This is a genomic window from Arthrobacter pascens, assembly GCF_030815585.1.
Classification (GTDB): Bacteria; Actinomycetota; Actinomycetes; order Actinomycetales; family Micrococcaceae; genus Arthrobacter; species Arthrobacter pascens_A.
This window is the reverse complement of the sequence record NZ_JAUSWY010000001.1, coordinates 1,798,011-1,813,016: the sequence shown is the minus strand read 5'-3', so window position 1 is coordinate 1,813,016 and position 15,006 is coordinate 1,798,011. Positions and strand designations below refer to the sequence as shown.

16 protein-coding genes are annotated in these 15,006 nt (G+C 62.4%); 8 read left to right on the top strand and 8 right to left on the bottom strand.

Translation table 11 applies throughout. The annotated features are described in order from the left end of the window. Positions 1-24: 24 nt before the first annotated feature. Together QFZ30_RS08475 and QFZ30_RS08470 are read right to left on the bottom strand one after the other, a co-directional pair. Positions 25-651 carry a nucleotidyltransferase domain-containing protein gene (locus tag QFZ30_RS08475; protein WP_307075223.1) on the bottom strand — a complete coding sequence of 209 codons (627 nt, stop codon included), beginning with the start codon at positions 649-651 and terminating at the stop codon, positions 25-27. Continuing rightward, the gene (locus QFZ30_RS08470; RefSeq protein ID WP_307075221.1) at positions 612-1,463 is read right to left on the bottom strand and encodes a class I SAM-dependent methyltransferase; all 852 of its coding nucleotides are present in this window, start codon (positions 1,461-1,463) and stop codon (positions 612-614) included. The genes QFZ30_RS08475 and QFZ30_RS08470 overlap by 40 nt, the downstream gene beginning before the upstream one ends. 237 nt (positions 1,464-1,700) lie before the next feature. On the opposite strand from QFZ30_RS08470, the gene QFZ30_RS08465 reads away from it, so the two are divergent. Beyond that, positions 1,701-2,201 (top strand): NUDIX hydrolase, encoded by a 501-nt coding sequence (locus QFZ30_RS08465; protein WP_307075219.1) that lies wholly within the window; start codon positions 1,701-1,703, stop codon positions 2,199-2,201. Between the two features lie 198 nt (positions 2,202-2,399). On the opposite strand, the gene QFZ30_RS08460 is transcribed toward QFZ30_RS08465, so the two are convergent. Together QFZ30_RS08460 and QFZ30_RS08455 are read right to left on the bottom strand one after the other, a co-directional pair. After that, positions 2,400-3,641, bottom strand: a complete 1,242-nt coding sequence (locus QFZ30_RS08460) for an RNA polymerase sigma factor (protein WP_307075217.1) — start codon at positions 3,639-3,641, stop codon at positions 2,400-2,402. 28 nt (positions 3,642-3,669) lie between these two features. Further along, positions 3,670-4,098, bottom strand: coding sequence for a YciI family protein (locus QFZ30_RS08455; protein WP_307075215.1), 429 nt, complete (start codon positions 4,096-4,098; stop codon positions 3,670-3,672). Positions 4,099-4,456: 358 nt separating this feature from the next. On the opposite strand from QFZ30_RS08455, the gene QFZ30_RS08450 reads away from it, so the two are divergent. Continuing rightward, the gene (locus tag QFZ30_RS08450; protein WP_307075213.1) at positions 4,457-6,172 is read left to right on the top strand and encodes an AbfB domain-containing protein; all 1,716 of its coding nucleotides are present in this window, start codon (positions 4,457-4,459) and stop codon (positions 6,170-6,172) included. Positions 6,173-6,298: 126 nt separating this feature from the next. Here the strand turns inward: QFZ30_RS08450 and QFZ30_RS08445 are convergent, their stop codons facing one another. Genes QFZ30_RS08445 through QFZ30_RS08435 form a run of 3 tightly spaced genes read right to left on the bottom strand, consistent with a single transcriptional unit; the run spans position 6,299 to position 8,473 of the window. Next, a complete protein-coding gene (locus tag QFZ30_RS08445; RefSeq protein WP_307080162.1) occupies positions 6,299-7,489 on the bottom strand; it encodes a phytase in 1,191 nt (396 codons plus the stop codon). A gap of 55 nt (positions 7,490-7,544) precedes the next feature. Further along, a complete protein-coding gene (locus QFZ30_RS08440) occupies positions 7,545-8,015 on the bottom strand; it encodes a VOC family protein (RefSeq protein WP_307075211.1) in 471 nt (156 codons plus the stop codon). Between the two features lie 56 nt (positions 8,016-8,071). Next, positions 8,072-8,473, bottom strand: coding sequence for a VOC family protein (locus QFZ30_RS08435; protein WP_307080160.1), 402 nt, complete (start codon positions 8,471-8,473; stop codon positions 8,072-8,074). 134 nt (positions 8,474-8,607) lie between these two features. On the opposite strand from QFZ30_RS08435, the gene QFZ30_RS08430 reads away from it, so the two are divergent. Both QFZ30_RS08430 and QFZ30_RS08425 read left to right on the top strand, forming a co-directional pair. Next, positions 8,608-9,021 (top strand): DUF3054 domain-containing protein, encoded by a 414-nt coding sequence (locus QFZ30_RS08430; RefSeq protein WP_307075209.1) that lies wholly within the window; start codon positions 8,608-8,610, stop codon positions 9,019-9,021. 83 nt (positions 9,022-9,104) lie between these two features. Next, complete coding sequence (locus QFZ30_RS08425; RefSeq protein ID WP_307075207.1) at positions 9,105-9,386, top strand: Lrp/AsnC family transcriptional regulator; 282 nt, start codon at positions 9,105-9,107, stop codon at positions 9,384-9,386. Between the two features lie 11 nt (positions 9,387-9,397). Here the strand turns inward: QFZ30_RS08425 and trpD are convergent, their stop codons facing one another. Continuing rightward, complete coding sequence (gene trpD, locus QFZ30_RS08420; RefSeq protein WP_307075204.1) at positions 9,398-10,456, bottom strand: anthranilate phosphoribosyltransferase; 1,059 nt, start codon at positions 10,454-10,456, stop codon at positions 9,398-9,400. Positions 10,457-10,603: 147 nt separating this feature from the next. Here trpD and ctaE point away from each other — a divergent pair, with 147 nt between their 5' ends. From ctaE to qcrB, 4 genes are all read left to right on the top strand, one after another. Further along, on the top strand, positions 10,604-11,242 hold the full coding sequence (gene ctaE / locus QFZ30_RS08415) for an aa3-type cytochrome oxidase subunit III (protein WP_444875969.1): 639 nt from the start codon (positions 10,604-10,606) through the stop codon (positions 11,240-11,242). Between the two features lie 87 nt (positions 11,243-11,329). Continuing rightward, positions 11,330-12,118, top strand: a complete 789-nt coding sequence (gene qcrC, locus QFZ30_RS08410) for a cytochrome bc1 complex diheme cytochrome c subunit (RefSeq protein WP_307075199.1) — start codon at positions 11,330-11,332, stop codon at positions 12,116-12,118. A 101-nt stretch (positions 12,119-12,219) separates the two neighbouring features. Beyond that, entirely contained in the window at positions 12,220-13,290 is a 1,071-nt protein-coding gene (qcrA, locus tag QFZ30_RS08405) for a cytochrome bc1 complex Rieske iron-sulfur subunit (RefSeq protein WP_307075197.1), read from the top strand. Next, the gene (qcrB, locus tag QFZ30_RS08400) at positions 13,268-14,944 is read left to right on the top strand and encodes a cytochrome bc1 complex cytochrome b subunit (protein ID WP_307075196.1); all 1,677 of its coding nucleotides are present in this window, start codon (positions 13,268-13,270) and stop codon (positions 14,942-14,944) included. The genes qcrA and qcrB overlap by 23 nt, the downstream gene beginning before the upstream one ends. Positions 14,945-15,006 lie beyond the last annotated feature (62 nt).

Sequence of the window (15,006 nt, the reverse complement as noted above, 5' to 3'; positions counted from 1 at the left end):
CAGGCTCGCATCTGAACATAACTCTTACATCGCTTCATGCACAGCGCCGTTGAAACGCCGCTTCGCTTCATTGATCGCGTTCTCCAGGGACCTAGGCTCTGCGCGAAGTCCCGCAATGATCTCGTCCACGTCCCGCAGACCAGCGCGCTCCAGGAGCCGCTTCTCGTTGGTGACCCATTCGCCGCGCACGGCAAGGACTGCGTGGGCTGCCATCATCGCGGAGGTGGAGATGGCGCCGGCGAGTTCAGTTAGCTTTCTGCCGCTGGTGTAGGCGGCTTCTGCGTAGTGGAGCGTGATCTCTGCCCGACCGAGCCAGTCATGCGGCGCCGTTTCCCGTAGGGCCTTCGGATAGTCCGGGCTAGGTAGTTCTCCGCGGAGAACTTGGTTCAGGGCGAGCTCGGCGACCACCAGATAGCTCGGTACGCCTGCCAGATGGAACATAAGGGCCTCAATGTGAAAGCGGCCCTGCCGCGCTTCCGAAATCTCGTGTTCGACGACGTTCAGGTCTCGGTACTGGACATCGACCCGTCGATCCGCGATCTCCAGCCAGGCCCCGCCGTTGAAGATCCCGCCGCCCCATCCACCGATCTCGGAGACCTCGCCCTTTGCGTCTACCTGCCTGCTTTCCGAGCGATGATCGTATAGGTGCAAGGTAGAAGATCGCGCTCGGATTCGGGCCACGCGAAGCCGTCTGGCACCTCGACCATGCGGCGGCCGAACCTCCATGGGAGCGTCTTGTCCTCGTCGACACGAAGAATTTCCAGGCCCGCCCCAATGAGGGAATTTAGGATTTCCGAGATGGGATGGGCCCATTGATACGTCCGGGAGTGGGCGACTTTGCCGTCGCCGGCGTATGTGGACTCGTCGTCCCATACCTGTGCCTGGCCGTTGCCGAAGTATGGGTAGCGAAGCTGCAGGCCGTCGGCATGCTCATCAACAGCGTAGAGAACCGGGTGCCCGTCACGGATGTAAAAGGTGCCCCCAGCCCGCAGCAGGCCCGCGACTTGGGCTGCCCAGCGGTCCAGATCAGGGAGCCAGGTGATGGTTCCGATGCTGGTGTATACGAGGTCGAAGTCGCCGTTCACGGCGGCTCGGGCTTCGAGAACGTCCGTTTCGACCCACGTCGCTTCAATGCCGAGACGTTCCGCCAGGTTGGCAGCGGATTCCAGGGCGCCCGGGGAGAAATCGACGCCGGTGACCCGGGCCCCTGCCCGGGCCAGAGAAAGCGTATCTGTACCGATATGGCACTGAAGATGGCACACATCCAGACCTGAGACCGTGCCGCCAGGGAGGAAGGGCTCGACGGCGGCCAGATCGTTTCGGATTACCCCGGTCAGGTGCTCTGGATCGTCCAAGTCGCTGATTCCGTATGCCTCTTCGTGCAGGGGAACTCGGTCTTCCCAGTTGTCACGGTTGATCGCGCGTGCAGCTTCCCAGTCGATCCCAATCGGACTATCATTCATGGGCCTGAGTCTATGCAGAAGCCGGGCGCGATCACTATTGCTTGTTTCTGATCACGAGTTACGCGCCCGAGCGTTTCGGCGGCAGGAGGTGACGGGCTAGGAATCGGGCAGAGTCCCCGGCCTCGAACGATGGCACGCGCTGGTGCGGCATAACCAGCATGGTGCGCGGCCTTGACACCGCCGGCAGAGAACAACTCAGAAACCCGAACACCCCACACCCACTTCGAAGGAACCCGCATGAACGCTCTGCCGGTCACGGACCGTTCCGGAAACGAACTGCTGGCGATTGATCTCGTTGACGAGTTCGAGCTGAGTGAACCCCACCACGAGGCAGCTCTTCCCCTCTCCCTTGTGGTCCTAAGGCACGCTGGAAAAGTATTGATGATCTTCAACAGGTGGCGGCAAGAATGGGAACTTCCAGGAGGAATGATCGAAGCTGGCGAAACACCTCGACAAGCGGCGCTCCGCGAACTAGAGGAAGAGACCGGAGTCTCAGCCGGACACCTCGACTTCGAAGCCCGGGCACTATTCTCCCTAAAACGTCCCGACCGCCTCGAATATGCTGCGGTGTACTCCACTCATCTCACTGCCCTACCGGAACTTAGGACAAACGAGGAGGCTTCTGCTTTCCTCTGGTGGACCCCAACGCCCTGCCCAGAAGAAAACATGAGTTCATTGGATGCTGCCCTCGCCTTCCGGATTGCCGGGTCACAACGCCCGCCGCGCATATTCGAGTAGTGACGACTATTTCCGTCGAAGACCGGCTGGCGATACATGAGCTGATTTCCCTGCACGGCCATCTGATGGACTGGGAAGTGAGTTTGATCGACTACACGAGCTCTTCACGGACGACGCCGCGTGCGACCTGTCGGCAATGGGTGACCAGACCCTTGAAGGCTTCGAAGCCATCAGAGAAGGGCGCACCGGCCTTCTGCATCAGCTGTTGGCGGCTCTTTCTTCCAGCAGCTCCCGCGTGCGGTTGTTCCTGGCAAGCGCAGCGGCCGCGACGAACTCCGACCGGGCCTCCTCTGTCCGCCCAAGCCGGGCCAGCAGTTCTCCGCGGACGCTGGGCAGCAGGTACGATCCGCGCAGCGACCCGTCGGCGGCGATGCGGTCCACGATGGCCAGCGCGGACGCCGGCCCTGTGGCCATGGATACGGCCACGGCGCGGTTGAGCTCAACGACCGGGTTCGGCGCGATCCGGCCGAGCGCCTCATAGAGCAGTACGATCCGCGGCCAGTCTGTATCTTCGACGCTCGGCGCCAGCACGTGGCGTTCGGCGATCGCAGCCTGCAGGGCGTAGTTGCCGCGGCCCTTGCCAGACGCGTCGCTTCGAGCGAGGGCGACGCGGCCGCGCTCGATCTGCGCCCTGTCCCACCGGGTGCGGTCCTGGTCCTCCAGCAGGATGGGCCTGCCATCGGGCCGGGTGCGGGCGGCGAAACGCGAGGCCTGGAACTCCATGAGGGCCACCAGGGCATGTACCTCAGGCTCGCGCGGAACCAGCCCAGTGAGGACGCGGCCGATACGTAGGGCTTCATGGGCCAGGTCCGGTCGGATCCAGCGGTCCCCCGACGTCGCCGCGTATCCCTCCGTGAACATGAGGTAGACGACACCCAGAACAGCGCCTAGCCGCGCGCCCCATTCGTTCGGCTCGGGAACCTCGAAAGGTACCCGGGCCGCTGCGAGGGTCTTCTTGGCTCGCACGATCCGCTGTTGCACTGTGGCGACGGGAACGAGGAACAGCCGTGCAATCTCCTCAGTGGTCAGGCCGCCCACGACCCGCAGGGTGAGAGCGACTTGCGCTTCCCGCGAGAGAACGGGGTGGCATGCGGCGAACACGAGCCGGAGCACATCGTCGTCCAGTGGCTCCCACGCCACGCCGTCGTCTTCCTGCAGTCCGCGTGCCATGGCGCGATAGCGCTCATCGAGCCGCTCGGCCCGACGCCAGCCGTCGATCGCCTTCCGCTTGGCCACGGCCGTCAGCCAGGCGGCAGGATTGCGCGGGACGCCCGACTCCGGCCATTGCACCAGGGCGTCGGCCACTGCCTCCTGGGCCAAATCCTCGGCGAGCCCGACGTCGCCCGTCACCCGCGCGAGGACGGCAACAAGCCTGGCACCCTCTATGCGCCACAGCGCATCAACCCGGCGCCGGACTGCGGAGCCCGCATCCTCGTTCACTGCAGGCTCCGCTTTCCTGCGGCTCGGCTCAACGCTGACCCAGCTCCTCGCGCCATCCGGCTTCCTTCTGGATGTATTCGTTGCCAGCGAAGTCAGCGAAGTCGTCAGCTTCCGTCACTCGGCGAACCTCGAGCTTCGAGCCCGGACCAAGCGGACACCGGCTCGCCCACTCTGCGGCCTCCTCCTTTGACGCAACCTGGACGATCCAGAAACCGTTGAACAGCTCGTGCGCCTCGCCATAAGGTCCGTCGGTGATGATGGGGGGTTCGTCCGAGAAGTCGACGACAAACGCGGAACCCTCGTTCACATCAGCGAGGCCCTCCCCCGCCAGCATGACGCCTGCCTTGATCAGCGACTCATTGTAGGCGCCCATCTTGTTGATCATTTCTTCGAAGGGGATCTCCTTGGAGGCCTCAACTGCCTCAGCGGTTGCGCGCATGATGAACATGTATTTCATGGGTCTCTCCTTGCCTGGACGAGGACGCCGTGTGCGTCCTTCTACTATCCTGTCGAACTGGGCGCGCCGGAATCGACAAACCCCAGGAAGTTTTTTTCGTGACAGGATTGTGGCGGACGCGTCCTGTGACCAGCCGTACCGCCGATGCCCGGGGAACCGACCCGCTGTCTGCCGGTAACGAAAAAAGCCGCCGGCCCTCTTGAACCGTTGGCCTAGGCATGTGAGTATTGCCAGCAGCGGGATAACGATTTCCCTGCTTTTGTCCCGATGGGTGCGTGCTGAGACGGACCTCAGCACCGCCGCCGCGGTAGCGATCGATCGGGTTCATTTCTCAGCACTCTCTAGCGAACGGAAGTCAATGACGACGAATTATCGCCACGCTCTCGCATCCGGCACTGCGATCTCACGCAGGTCCCTCATGGCAGGCGCCTCCCTTGCTGTACCCCTTGTCGCAGCCGGTGCGGCCGGCGTCTCCTGGGCGAAGCCCAAGCCCAGCCCCACTCCGCTCGCGACAGTCTCTCTTGGACCGTCCAAGTATGCGCATCCAGGCATGGTCCACACTCTGGCAGACGTCGAGGCGACATCGTTGCACGTGGCCGACAGCGCCCAGCCCTGGCTGGGGGGCTGGAATCGTTTGGTAGCAAACGGGCGCTCCAATTCCGGCTGGCAGCCGGATCCGTTGGAGACGGTCATCCGCGGGGGCGACGGGCAAAACTACGCGCAGCTCTTTCCCGACGTACACGCGGCCTACCAGAATGCCCTGCGGTGGCGAATCTCCGGCGAGGCCGCCCATGGCGCGGCTGCGGTGCGGATCCTCAATGCCTGGTCCGGGATGCTGAAGACGGTCACAGGCAACGCCGATCGCTACCTGGCTGCCGGCATCTACGGTTACCAGTTCGCGAATGCGGCTGAGCTGGTGCGGGACCATCCGGACTTCGAGCTGGAGCGGTTCCGTGGCATGCTGCTCAACATTTTCCACCCGATGAATGAGGATTTCCTCACGAATCACAACGGTGCTGTCATCACGAACTACTGGGCGAACTGGGACCTGTGCAACATGGCATCGATCCTGGCCATTGGGGTCTTTGCGGACCGCGATGATCTGGTGGACCGCGCCGTCACGTACTTCCAGAGCGGCGCGGGCAACGGTTCGCTGCCGAACGCTGTGCCGTTCGTTTACGAGGACGAGGGCCTGGCCCAGTGGCAGGAGAGCGGCCGCGATCAGGGACACACCATTATGGGCATCGGGCTCATGGGTGCCTTCTGCGAAATGGCCTGGAACCAGGGCATCGACTGCTACGGACACGATAACAACCGCTTCCTCAAGGCAGCGGAGTACGTCGCGAAGTACAACCTCGGCAATGACGTCCCGTTCACCCCATACACGTGGCAGTCCGGCCCAAAGGCCACTACCGCCCCCCATGTCGGCTGGCAGACCCAGACAGTCCCCGGAGCGGGCTCGCGGGCGCAGCCCCGGCCGGTGTGGGATCAGATTCTGGGACACTACTCGGGCCGCAAGGGCCTCAACACCCCCTGGGTCAGCCAAATCGCTGCCACCCTTCGGCCGGATAGTGGAGGCGGCTACTACGGAACAACCTCCGGCGGGTATGACGCCCTGGGATTCGGCACCCTTATGCAGTACCCGGCCCAGACCGGCAGGCGCGTCTCCCGGTTGCAAAGCTTCAACGTGCCGGACCGCTACGTTCGGCACTCCGGTTCAACTGTCCGCCTCGATCCCACGACATCCCCTGTCAAGGACTCACAGTTCCGGATAGTCCCCGGGCTGGCCAGTCAGGCGGACGGTCGCATCTCGTTCGAGTCAGTCGACATGCCCGGCTACTTCCTGCGCCACTGGAATTACCAATTCAGTCTTGTGCAGAATGATGGCTCCGCAGTGTTCAAGGCCGACGCGACCTTCCTTCCGGTCATTGGACTCGCCCATAGCCGTCTGACCTCGTTCCGGTCACACAACTTTCCGGACCGGTACATCAGGCACGAGAATTACGGCCTCGTCCTGGACCTTATGGCCAGCGACCTCGACCGTGCCGACGCGACATACCGGATGGTCGACTGAGCGATCCTGCGTCGTACGGCCCGTTCGGCCCGGCCGGCACCCGAGGGCGGAGCGCTCGGCGCTTCCGCCCTCGGGCGGGAGGCCCTCCGCCGCATTTCCCATTGATGGGACATCCGGCGGGTGATGTCACCGAAGAACAGCACTCAGCGGCACAAATTTCAGGTTCGAGGTGGCGCCGCCGGGGTTGGTCTCGTCATGGACCACCAGAAGCCCTTGTTCGAACTGTGGCCCAGCGTTCAGGCTGGTCACATCAAGGCCGTCGGTTCCCGTCACGGCGTCGATCGTGCCGTTGGCGCCCACCTTGAAACTCTTGATAAATGCGTTGCCGCCGGCACGGTCGTAAATGGCGATGGTGGAGTCGCCCTGGCTGGACACAAACAGAAACCCGGACCCGTTCGCGCCATAAGCGATGCTCATCCCCTCGACGTCCGCCACCAGATGCCCGGCTCCTACCGTGTCTACGGAGACGCGTTCGGCCCCGGCGTCAGGTTCGGCCCCATACTTCCATACGGCGACCTCCTCCTGGCCGACATACAGGTGGCCAGATTCGTCGTCAGCGACGCAGCCCTCGGTGGTACTACTCATTGACAGCGACCTCACGAGGGTGGCGTCCACTTTCCCAGCACCGTGGTCAACCAATTCAAACTGCTGGACTGGACCTGGACCGTTGGGTGTTACGAAGGCATAGAACTTACCGCTGACCTTGCTGTGGTACATGCAGAAGCCATAGTTGGGTGCAAGCGTCTCGATGCTCCGTGCCGCCACGGGGGTAAGGGTCCTGCTGACCGTGTCCAGCGACCACAATGCCAGTGTGTTGTTCGTCCGGTTATTTGCCCCGACCAGCACCATCGATTGCCCCGATGAAGGGAACCCAGATCTCAGGTCTACGTTTCCGATCATCCCGTCAGGCCGGAACTGGATCAATTTTCCGTCCATCCCGAAGACCCCAATACCGCCGCCAGAGGACGCCTTGTTGTCGGCAACCACTAAGCTATTGGCCGCGTTTTCCGGGTCAACCCAGATGGCAGCGTCATCTGAAACGTCCTCTGACCCTGAAAACCCATCGGTCTCAACCACGGGTAACGCAAGGGGGTCACTCGGGGCCGGCACCGGGGTTGGAGCCGGGCTGATACTTGAAGTCGGGGTCGGAGCGCTGACACTTGAAGTTGGCGATGGGGCCGAACCGTCACTGGGACTCGGCGTCGTCGGGGCGTTACTAAGCAAGAAGTAAGCGGCTACCGCCGCCAGGGCGAGCAGCGTCGCCACGAAAATCCGGAGATGGGTACGCAAGTCGCACTCCCTGAATGGCCTAGGCATGTCGGAGGCCCGCATAAAGGGCGCAAGGTCGGCGGACGCTCGGCGTCTTGCCCCGCTACCCGTCGTAGGCCTTCTGCAGTTCTGCGATGTCCAACTTCCGCATGCCCAGCATCGCCTGCATTGCCCGCTGGGAACTCTCGGGATCATCGCCCGCGATCAAGGAGCCGAGGGCGGACGGAATGATCTGCCACGACACTCCGTAGCGGTCCTTCAGCCAGCCGCACATGCTCTCGGAACCACCTTGTGTAAGCGCCGTCCAGTAGCGGTCCACTTCTTCCTGGTCCGCACAGTCAACAACAAACGAAACGGCTTCCGTGAAATTGTTTGCCGGTCCCCCGTTGAGCGCCATGAACCTGCGGCCTTCGATCTCAAACTCCACGGTGATCACCTGCCCGGCCGGACCGGGGCCGCCTTCACCGGCCCGTGCAAGACTCAGGATTTTGGAATCGTCAAAGACGGACGTGTAAAACTCGGCGGCTTCTTCAGCCTGGTTGTCAAACCACAGGCACGTAGAGATCATTCGCATCAGGGGCTCCCTTCCGGCTTGAGCCTAGCCCTGGGCTGGTCCGGGCACAACGGCTTTCAGGGAGCCTCGGATCGCGAGGGTGGCTCCGGTGCAGGAGGGAGGTGGCTGACCAGACCCACCGTGTTGCCTTCACTGTCCCGGATGAAAACCATCCACTCATCGGTGCCGGCCGGACCAAGCCTGTCATCGCTATGGCGGAAGATCATATGGGGTGCCGCAACCACCTCCACTCCCCTGCCCTGAAGTGTGCCGACGGCCGCCCGGACATCGGGAACTTCAAGATAGAGCAACGACGACGGCGCCCCCCGCTCAAGCAGCAGCCGGACGCCGTCGAGGTCAAAAAACAGCAGGCCAGGCGGGTCAAAGAACGCCGTTGGTTCGGTACCCAGCAACCGCGAGTAGAACGCCGCTGCACGCTGGAGATCAGTGGCCCCTTGGGCAACCTGGATCAGCCGCACGTCTTCTCCCTTTGTGGAGTCAAGCTTTGTGGAGTCAAGCATCACGCTACGCCAGCGATCGTCCGCTTTCCGGCCACGTGCAGCAAGGTTTCGCCGCGTCATCAGAAAACAGTCAAGGCGATAGGCTCGAAACCATGATTCCCGACACGCAGAAACGTTCCACATCCGGCGGACGCCGGGCCATCGCCGGAGCAGCGCTGGCAGACGCCGCCCTGATCCTGGTTTTCGCGGCGATCGGCAGGGACGCGCACCAGCGGGGAGATGCCATCACGGGCGTGCTGCTGACGGCCTGGCCCTTCCTTGCCGGAGCAGCGTTGGCGTGGATAGCGGCCAGGGCGTGGCGCACTCCGCTCGCCGTCCGCCCGGCCGGCCTCTCTGTCTGGCTCGGCGCTGTTGCGGGAGGCATGATCCTGCGCGCGGTCACGGGACAGACCGTGGTGCCCGCTTTTGTCATCGTCGCCCTGTTGAGCCTGGGACTGTTCCTGGTCGGCTACCGTCTGCTGCTGGCTGGCTGGACCCGGTTACGCCGGCAGGGAAGCAAAGGCTGATGGCGGGACCCATGTAATAGGCTGGCAGCACTCAACAGTATTGCCGGGCACTGCTACGGCCAACAGATCCGGAAGGATTGAAAGTGATCACCGCATTCGTCTTGATCAAAACCGACGCAGCCCGCATCCCCGAAACCGCCGAGCAAATCTCCGCGATCCAGGGCATCAGTGAGGTGTATTCCGTGACCGGGGAATGGGACCTGATTGCAGTGGCACGTGTGGCTCGACACGAGGATCTGGCTGACGTCATTGCGGACAGGCTGTCCAAGGTTCCGGCAGTGGTGCATACCACCACGCACATCGCGTTCCGCGCCTACTCCCAGCACGACCTTGACGCGGCATTTGCACTGGGGTTCGAGCAATAGTTCCCGCGAAGTCAGCGACGGGTAAGCGAGACCCACTTGTCGAGGACGGCAGACGCAGCACCCGAATCCACAGAGGCGGCAGCCCGGGCAAATGCTGAACGCATACGATCCAGGAACGGCCCGTCAGCGTCAAGATCGAAAGCTACCAGCCCTGCTGCGGCATTGAGCAGCACTGCATCGCGCGCGGCTCCACCTTTACCAGCCAGGACATCGCGTACGACGGCGGCATTCGCCTGTGCGTCCCCGCCCCGGAGATCCTCCACAGTGGCAAGACGGATCCCCAGTTCCACCGGTGAGAAACTCAGTTGCGCGACGGCACCGTCCCGGAATTCCCAAACCGTGGAGGGACCGGTGGTGGTCAGTTCGTCCAGGCCATCGTCGCCACGGAACACGAGTCCCCGGCTCCCCCGGCGCGCCAAGACACCCGCCACCAGCGGCGCCATCCTGGCGTTGGCCACACCAACCGCGGAGGCCTGGACCTGGGCCGGGTTGGTCAGCGGGCCGAGGAAGTTAAAAGCTGTCGGGATGGCCAGTTCCCGCCGGGGCACGGCCGTGTGGCGGAAAGAAGGGTGAAATACCTGGGCAAAGCAGAAAGTGATTCCGGCTTCCTCGGCATTGCGGGCAACCTGCTCAATGGGAAGGTCGAGCCTGACGCCCAACGCTTCCAGTACGTCGGCAGAGCCAGAGGACGACGACGCCGCGCGGTTGCCGTGCTTAACAACCTTCGCGCCCGCACCGGCAGCCACCAGTGCGGCCATGGTGGAAATGTTGACCGTGTTGAGCTGATCTCCGCCGGTGCCGACGATGTCCAGTTTCTCGCCTGAAATGCTTACGGCGTTGGCGTGGGCCAGCATCGCGTCAGCAAGTCCCGAGAGCTCCTCAACCGTTTCTCCCTTGGAACGCAGGGCCACGAGGAATCCTGCTATCTGGGCAGGCGTCGCCTCGCCGGACATGATGGTGTCCATTGCCCACGCGGTGCTGGCCGCGGTCAGGTCTGTGCCGTTGATGAGTGCCGAAATGAGGCGCGGCCAAGTGTTGCCTGCCGCCTCTGCGGATGCCTGTGAAGTCACCCCCTGATGCTATCGGGGGCCCACGGCCCTGACCAATGTGGACCGGTCCGGGAACTTTTCGCGGTGATTTCGCGTCTTTGTAGAAAAAGTCCCCCGAAAAGGCGGTTCGCGTTGGGATGTACGGACTTTTATAGACATAATGTCTATGTGACATCTGCGACCCATGCCCCCAGTACCCCGGCGCACCCCACGCTGAACCGCCCAAATATGGTTTCCGTTGGAACCGTAGTCTGGCTGTCCAGCGAGTTGATGTTCTTCGCCGGCCTCTTCGCCATGTACTTCACACTGCGCTCCACGAGCGGACAGATGTGGGCGGAAGAGACAGCGAAGCTCAACTTCCCCTTTGCGCTCGTCAACACGATCGTCCTCGTGGCCAGTTCCTTTACTTGCCAGATGGGCGTCTTCGCCGCCGAACGGCTGCAGCCCCGCAAGACCGGCGGGCCGTTCCAGTTCTCCCGCTGGGGAATGAACGAATGGTTTGCGCTGACCTTCCTCATGGGTTCCTTCTTCGTCGCCGGCCAGGCCACCGAGTACGCCATGCTGGTGTCCGAGCATGTTTCACTGTCGTCCAACGCATATGGTTCGGCTTTCTACATCACCACCGGCTTCCACGGCCTGCACGTCATCGGCGGCCTCATTGCCTTCCTCTTCATCATCGGCCGCTCGTTCGCGGCGAAGAAGTTTGGTCACTTCGAAGCAACGTCTGCGATTGTCACTTCCTACTACTGGCACTTCGTGGATGTCGTGTGGATCGGCCTCTTCCTGGTCATCTACGTACTCAAGTAGTCAAGCTTTGATTCTTTTTCTACAAGAGGCAGAATTTCAAGAAGCGGCTCACGGAGCCGACGCACGATCGAATAAAGGAACCACCACGTGAAGGCACTCTCGCAAAAGCGGCGTCACCCACTTGCAGCAATCGCGCTGCTCCTGATGGGACTCCTCGTCACTGGTGGGCTCTATGCCGTCGCCACCACCGTCAACCAGGCCAAGGCTTCCACCACCAGCTACAGCGCCAACGACGTCGAGGAGGGCGGCAAGCTTTTCGCCGCCAACTGCGCCACCTGCCACGGCATGGGCGCAAGCGGAAGCCAGGACGGTCCGTCCCTTGTTGGTGTCGGCGCTGCAGCGGTTGACTTCCAGGTCGGCACCGGCCGGATGCCCATGCAGATGAACGGACCGCAGGCGGAAGAGAAGCCTGCTCAGTTCAACGACACTCAGACCCATCAGCTTGCAGCGTATGTCGCTTCCCTGGGAGCCGGCCCTGCACTTCCTGAAGAAGGCCTGTTGGATGAGCAGGGGGATGCCGCTGCTGGTGGTGAGCTGTTCCGCACCAACTGCGCCATGTGCCACAACGCAGCTGCAGCCGGCGGCGCCCTGACCCGCGGCAAGTTTGCCCCGGCCCTCGCCGGCGTATCCGGCAAGCACATCTACGAGGCCATGGCCACCGGCCCGCAGAACATGCCGGTGTTCAGTGACGCCAACGTCTCTCCTGAGGGCAAGCGCGACATCATTACCTTCCTGAAGCAGATTGAGACCAACGGGTCTCCCGGCGGCGCTGACCTTGGTGCTTTGGGTCCGGTCTCCGAAGGTCTGTTTGTCTGGATCGGCGGACTGGGAGTCATCATCGCCTTCACCATCTGGCTGACATCCCGGACGTCCTAGGCACCACGGGAAACCTGAAGAAACTTCTGCTGATCAGTCAGCAGTTTGAAATTGAAAACTAACTCGGCAGACGCCGGGACGAGAGAAGGATGAGGCGAATTATGGGCAACCATAGTGACGGCAGTCCGAACCACTCGGGCACCGTAGCTACGGCTGGTCAGAATGAGGTGGAGAAGTTCCAGGATCCTGGAATTCCCCCGCATCGTTTGCGCCTGGCTGACACGGACCCGAGGGCCGCAAAGCGTGCAGAACGGCAGGTCGCCCTACTTTTTGGCGCCTCAGTTGTCGGTACCGTGATCTTCCTGGTGGCATACTTCGCCATTGATCTGGGTGAAGATTCCAGCATCGCCACAGTCCGGCTGCAGAACGCGCTGTTGGGCGTCGGTACCGCATTTGCCATGCTTGGCATCGGTACGGGCATTGTCCACTGGGCCAAGGCACTGATGCCTGACCATGAAGTCTCCGAGGAGCGGCACGCAATCCGCACCGAGGAGGACCGCGTCGCCGCCGTCCGGATCGTGGACGACATCGTCGAGGAGACGGGCATCAAGCGACGTCCGCTGATCCGTAACACCCTGCTGGGCGCCATGGCGCTGGCTCCCCTTCCCGCCGTCGCCATTTTCGGGGACCTGGGACCGCGTCCGGACAAAGCGCTCTCGCACACCATGTGGGCGCCGCAGGAGGGCAAGCTCAAGCGCCTCACGAGGGATCCCGATGGCACGCCGATCAAGGCTGCTGACGTAACGCTCGGCTCCGCGTTCCACGTGATCCCCGAAGGCCTCAACGAACTGCATGAGGGCAAGCTCAACGAAAAAGCCAAGGCTGTTGTGCTGCTCATGCGCCTGGACCCTGCGTCCCTGAATCCTTCTGCGGGCCGTGAGGACTGGAGCTACAACGGAATCGTTGCCTACTCCAAGATCTGCACCCATGTCGGTTGCCCTGTCGCTCTCTACGAGCAGCAGACGCACCATCTGCTGTGCCCGTGCCACCAGTCCACCTTTGACCTCACTAAAGAGTGCAAAGTGATCTTTGGCCCTGCCAGCCGGCCCCTCCCCCAGCTTCCCATTGCGGTGGATGACGAGGGCTACCTGGTCGCAACCAGCGACTTCAAAGAACCTGTAGGACCGAGTTACTGGGAGCGTGATGAGCATGAGCGCAGCATCAAGAGCTGAAGCCCCCGCCTTCGTCGCCAAGACTAAAGCTGGACGCATCACCGATTTTGTTGACGAGCGCGTCGGCGGTTCCGGGATCCTGCGTGAGTTCGGACGAAAAGTCTTCCCCGACCACTGGTCGTTTATGTTCGGTGAGGTGGCGCTGTACTCATTCGTCATCCTCCTGCTGTCAGGAACCTTTCTGACATTCTTCTTTGATCCGTCCATGGCCGAAACGCACTACGACGGCTCTTACGTGCCGCTGAAGAATGTTGAAATGTCGGTGGCCTACAGCTCATCCCTCGACATCACTTTTGACGTCCGCGGCGGGCTGTTTATGCGCCAGGTCCACCACTGGGCAGCACTGCTGTTCGTAGCATCCATCGGCGTGCACATGCTCCGCGTGTTCTTCACGGGCGCCTTCCGCAAACCGCGTGAAATGAACTGGGTTGTTGGCAGCGTGCTGCTGATCCTCGCCATGGCGGCGGGTTTCACGGGTTACTCGCTCCCTGATGACTTGCTGTCCGGCAACGGCCTCCGCATCATCGACGGCGTGATCAAGTCCATTCCCGTTATCGGAACGTACATTTCCTTCTTCCTCTTCGGCGGCGAGTTCCCGGGCGCGGCGATTATCGGCCGTCTCTACATGCTCCACATCCTGCTGGTCCCGGCGCTCATCCTCCTGATGATCGTGCTGCACCTCTTTATGGTGGTAATCCACAAGCACACGCAGTACCCTGGCCCCGGCCGCAATGACGGAAACGTCGTGGGATACCCGCTGGGACCCGTCTACGCCGCAAAGGCAGGCGGCTTCTTCTTCATCGTCTTCGGCGTACTTGCCCTGATGGCCGGCTTCTTCACGATCAACCCGATCTGGAACTACGGACCGTACGATCCTTCGCCTGTGTCCGCGGGTACCCAACCCGACTGGTACATCGGCTTCGTTGACGGTGCGCTGCGCCTGATGCCGGGCGTCATCGGAGACTTCCACTTCGAGTACGTCATCTTCGGATACACGCTGACCCTGAATGTCCTCCTTCCTGCCCTGGTTCCTGCTGGCATCCTCTTCACGGTGATGTTCATGTACCCATGGATCGAGAAGTGGATCACCAAGGACAACCGCGAGCACCACGTTCTGGACCGCCCGCGGAACGCCCCCACGCGAACAGCTATCGGCATGGCCGGCTTCACCTGGTACTGCGTGATGTGGGCGGCGGCAGGCTCCGACCTGATCGCCACGCACTTCCACGTTTCGCTGAACGATGTGACGTACTGGCTCCGGGCGCTGTTCTTCATTGGACCGATCATCGCCTTCTCCGTGACCAAGCGCGTGGCCCTGGCTCTTCAGCGCAAGGACCGCGAGATTGCGCTTCACGGCCGCGAAACCGGCCGCATCGTTCGTCTGCCTCATGGTGAGTTCATCGAGGTGCACGCGCCGCTGGACGAATACAAGCGCTACAAGCTGGTGGGCTTCGAATCGCCTGCTCCCCTTCCGGCTGTGCCCAACGATCACGGCATTGTCACCCGCAAGGAGAAGCAGCGCGCCTGGCTCTCCCGGTGGTTCTTCGAAGACCGCGTAGCTCCCGCCACACCGGCCGAGCTGGAGGCCGCACACGGCCACCACGCCCACCCGGCCGTGGAAGCGGCTGAGGAAAGCAAGAGCCTCAGCCACTAAGACACGGTATCTGAGCACAACAGGAAGGCCCGGTCCAGACGGACCGGGCCTTTCCTGTTGTC

Excerpts from the sequence above, each read along its gene's own strand:
- QFZ30_RS08455 (WP_307075215.1), bottom strand. The coding sequence starts at position 4,098 with ATGAAATACATGTTCATCATGCGCGCAACCGCTGAGGCAGTTGAGGCC.
- qcrA (WP_307075197.1), top strand. The coding sequence starts at position 12,220 with ATGGGCAACCATAGTGACGGCAGTCCGAACCACTCGGGCACCGTAGCT.
- qcrB (WP_307075196.1), top strand. The coding sequence starts at position 13,268 with ATGAGCGCAGCATCAAGAGCTGAAGCCCCCGCCTTCGTCGCCAAGACT.
- QFZ30_RS08465 (WP_307075219.1), top strand. The coding sequence starts at position 1,701 with ATGAACGCTCTGCCGGTCACGGACCGTTCCGGAAACGAACTGCTGGCG.
- QFZ30_RS08450 (WP_307075213.1), top strand. The coding sequence starts at position 4,457 with ATGACGACGAATTATCGCCACGCTCTCGCATCCGGCACTGCGATCTCA.
- QFZ30_RS08470 (WP_307075221.1), bottom strand. The coding sequence starts at position 1,463 with ATGAATGATAGTCCGATTGGGATCGACTGGGAAGCTGCACGCGCGATC.
- QFZ30_RS08445 (WP_307080162.1), bottom strand. The coding sequence starts at position 7,489 with ATGCCTAGGCCATTCAGGGAGTGCGACTTGCGTACCCATCTCCGGATT.
- QFZ30_RS08440 (WP_307075211.1), bottom strand. The coding sequence starts at position 8,015 with ATGCGAATGATCTCTACGTGCCTGTGGTTTGACAACCAGGCTGAAGAA.
- QFZ30_RS08430 (WP_307075209.1), top strand. The coding sequence starts at position 8,608 with ATGATTCCCGACACGCAGAAACGTTCCACATCCGGCGGACGCCGGGCC.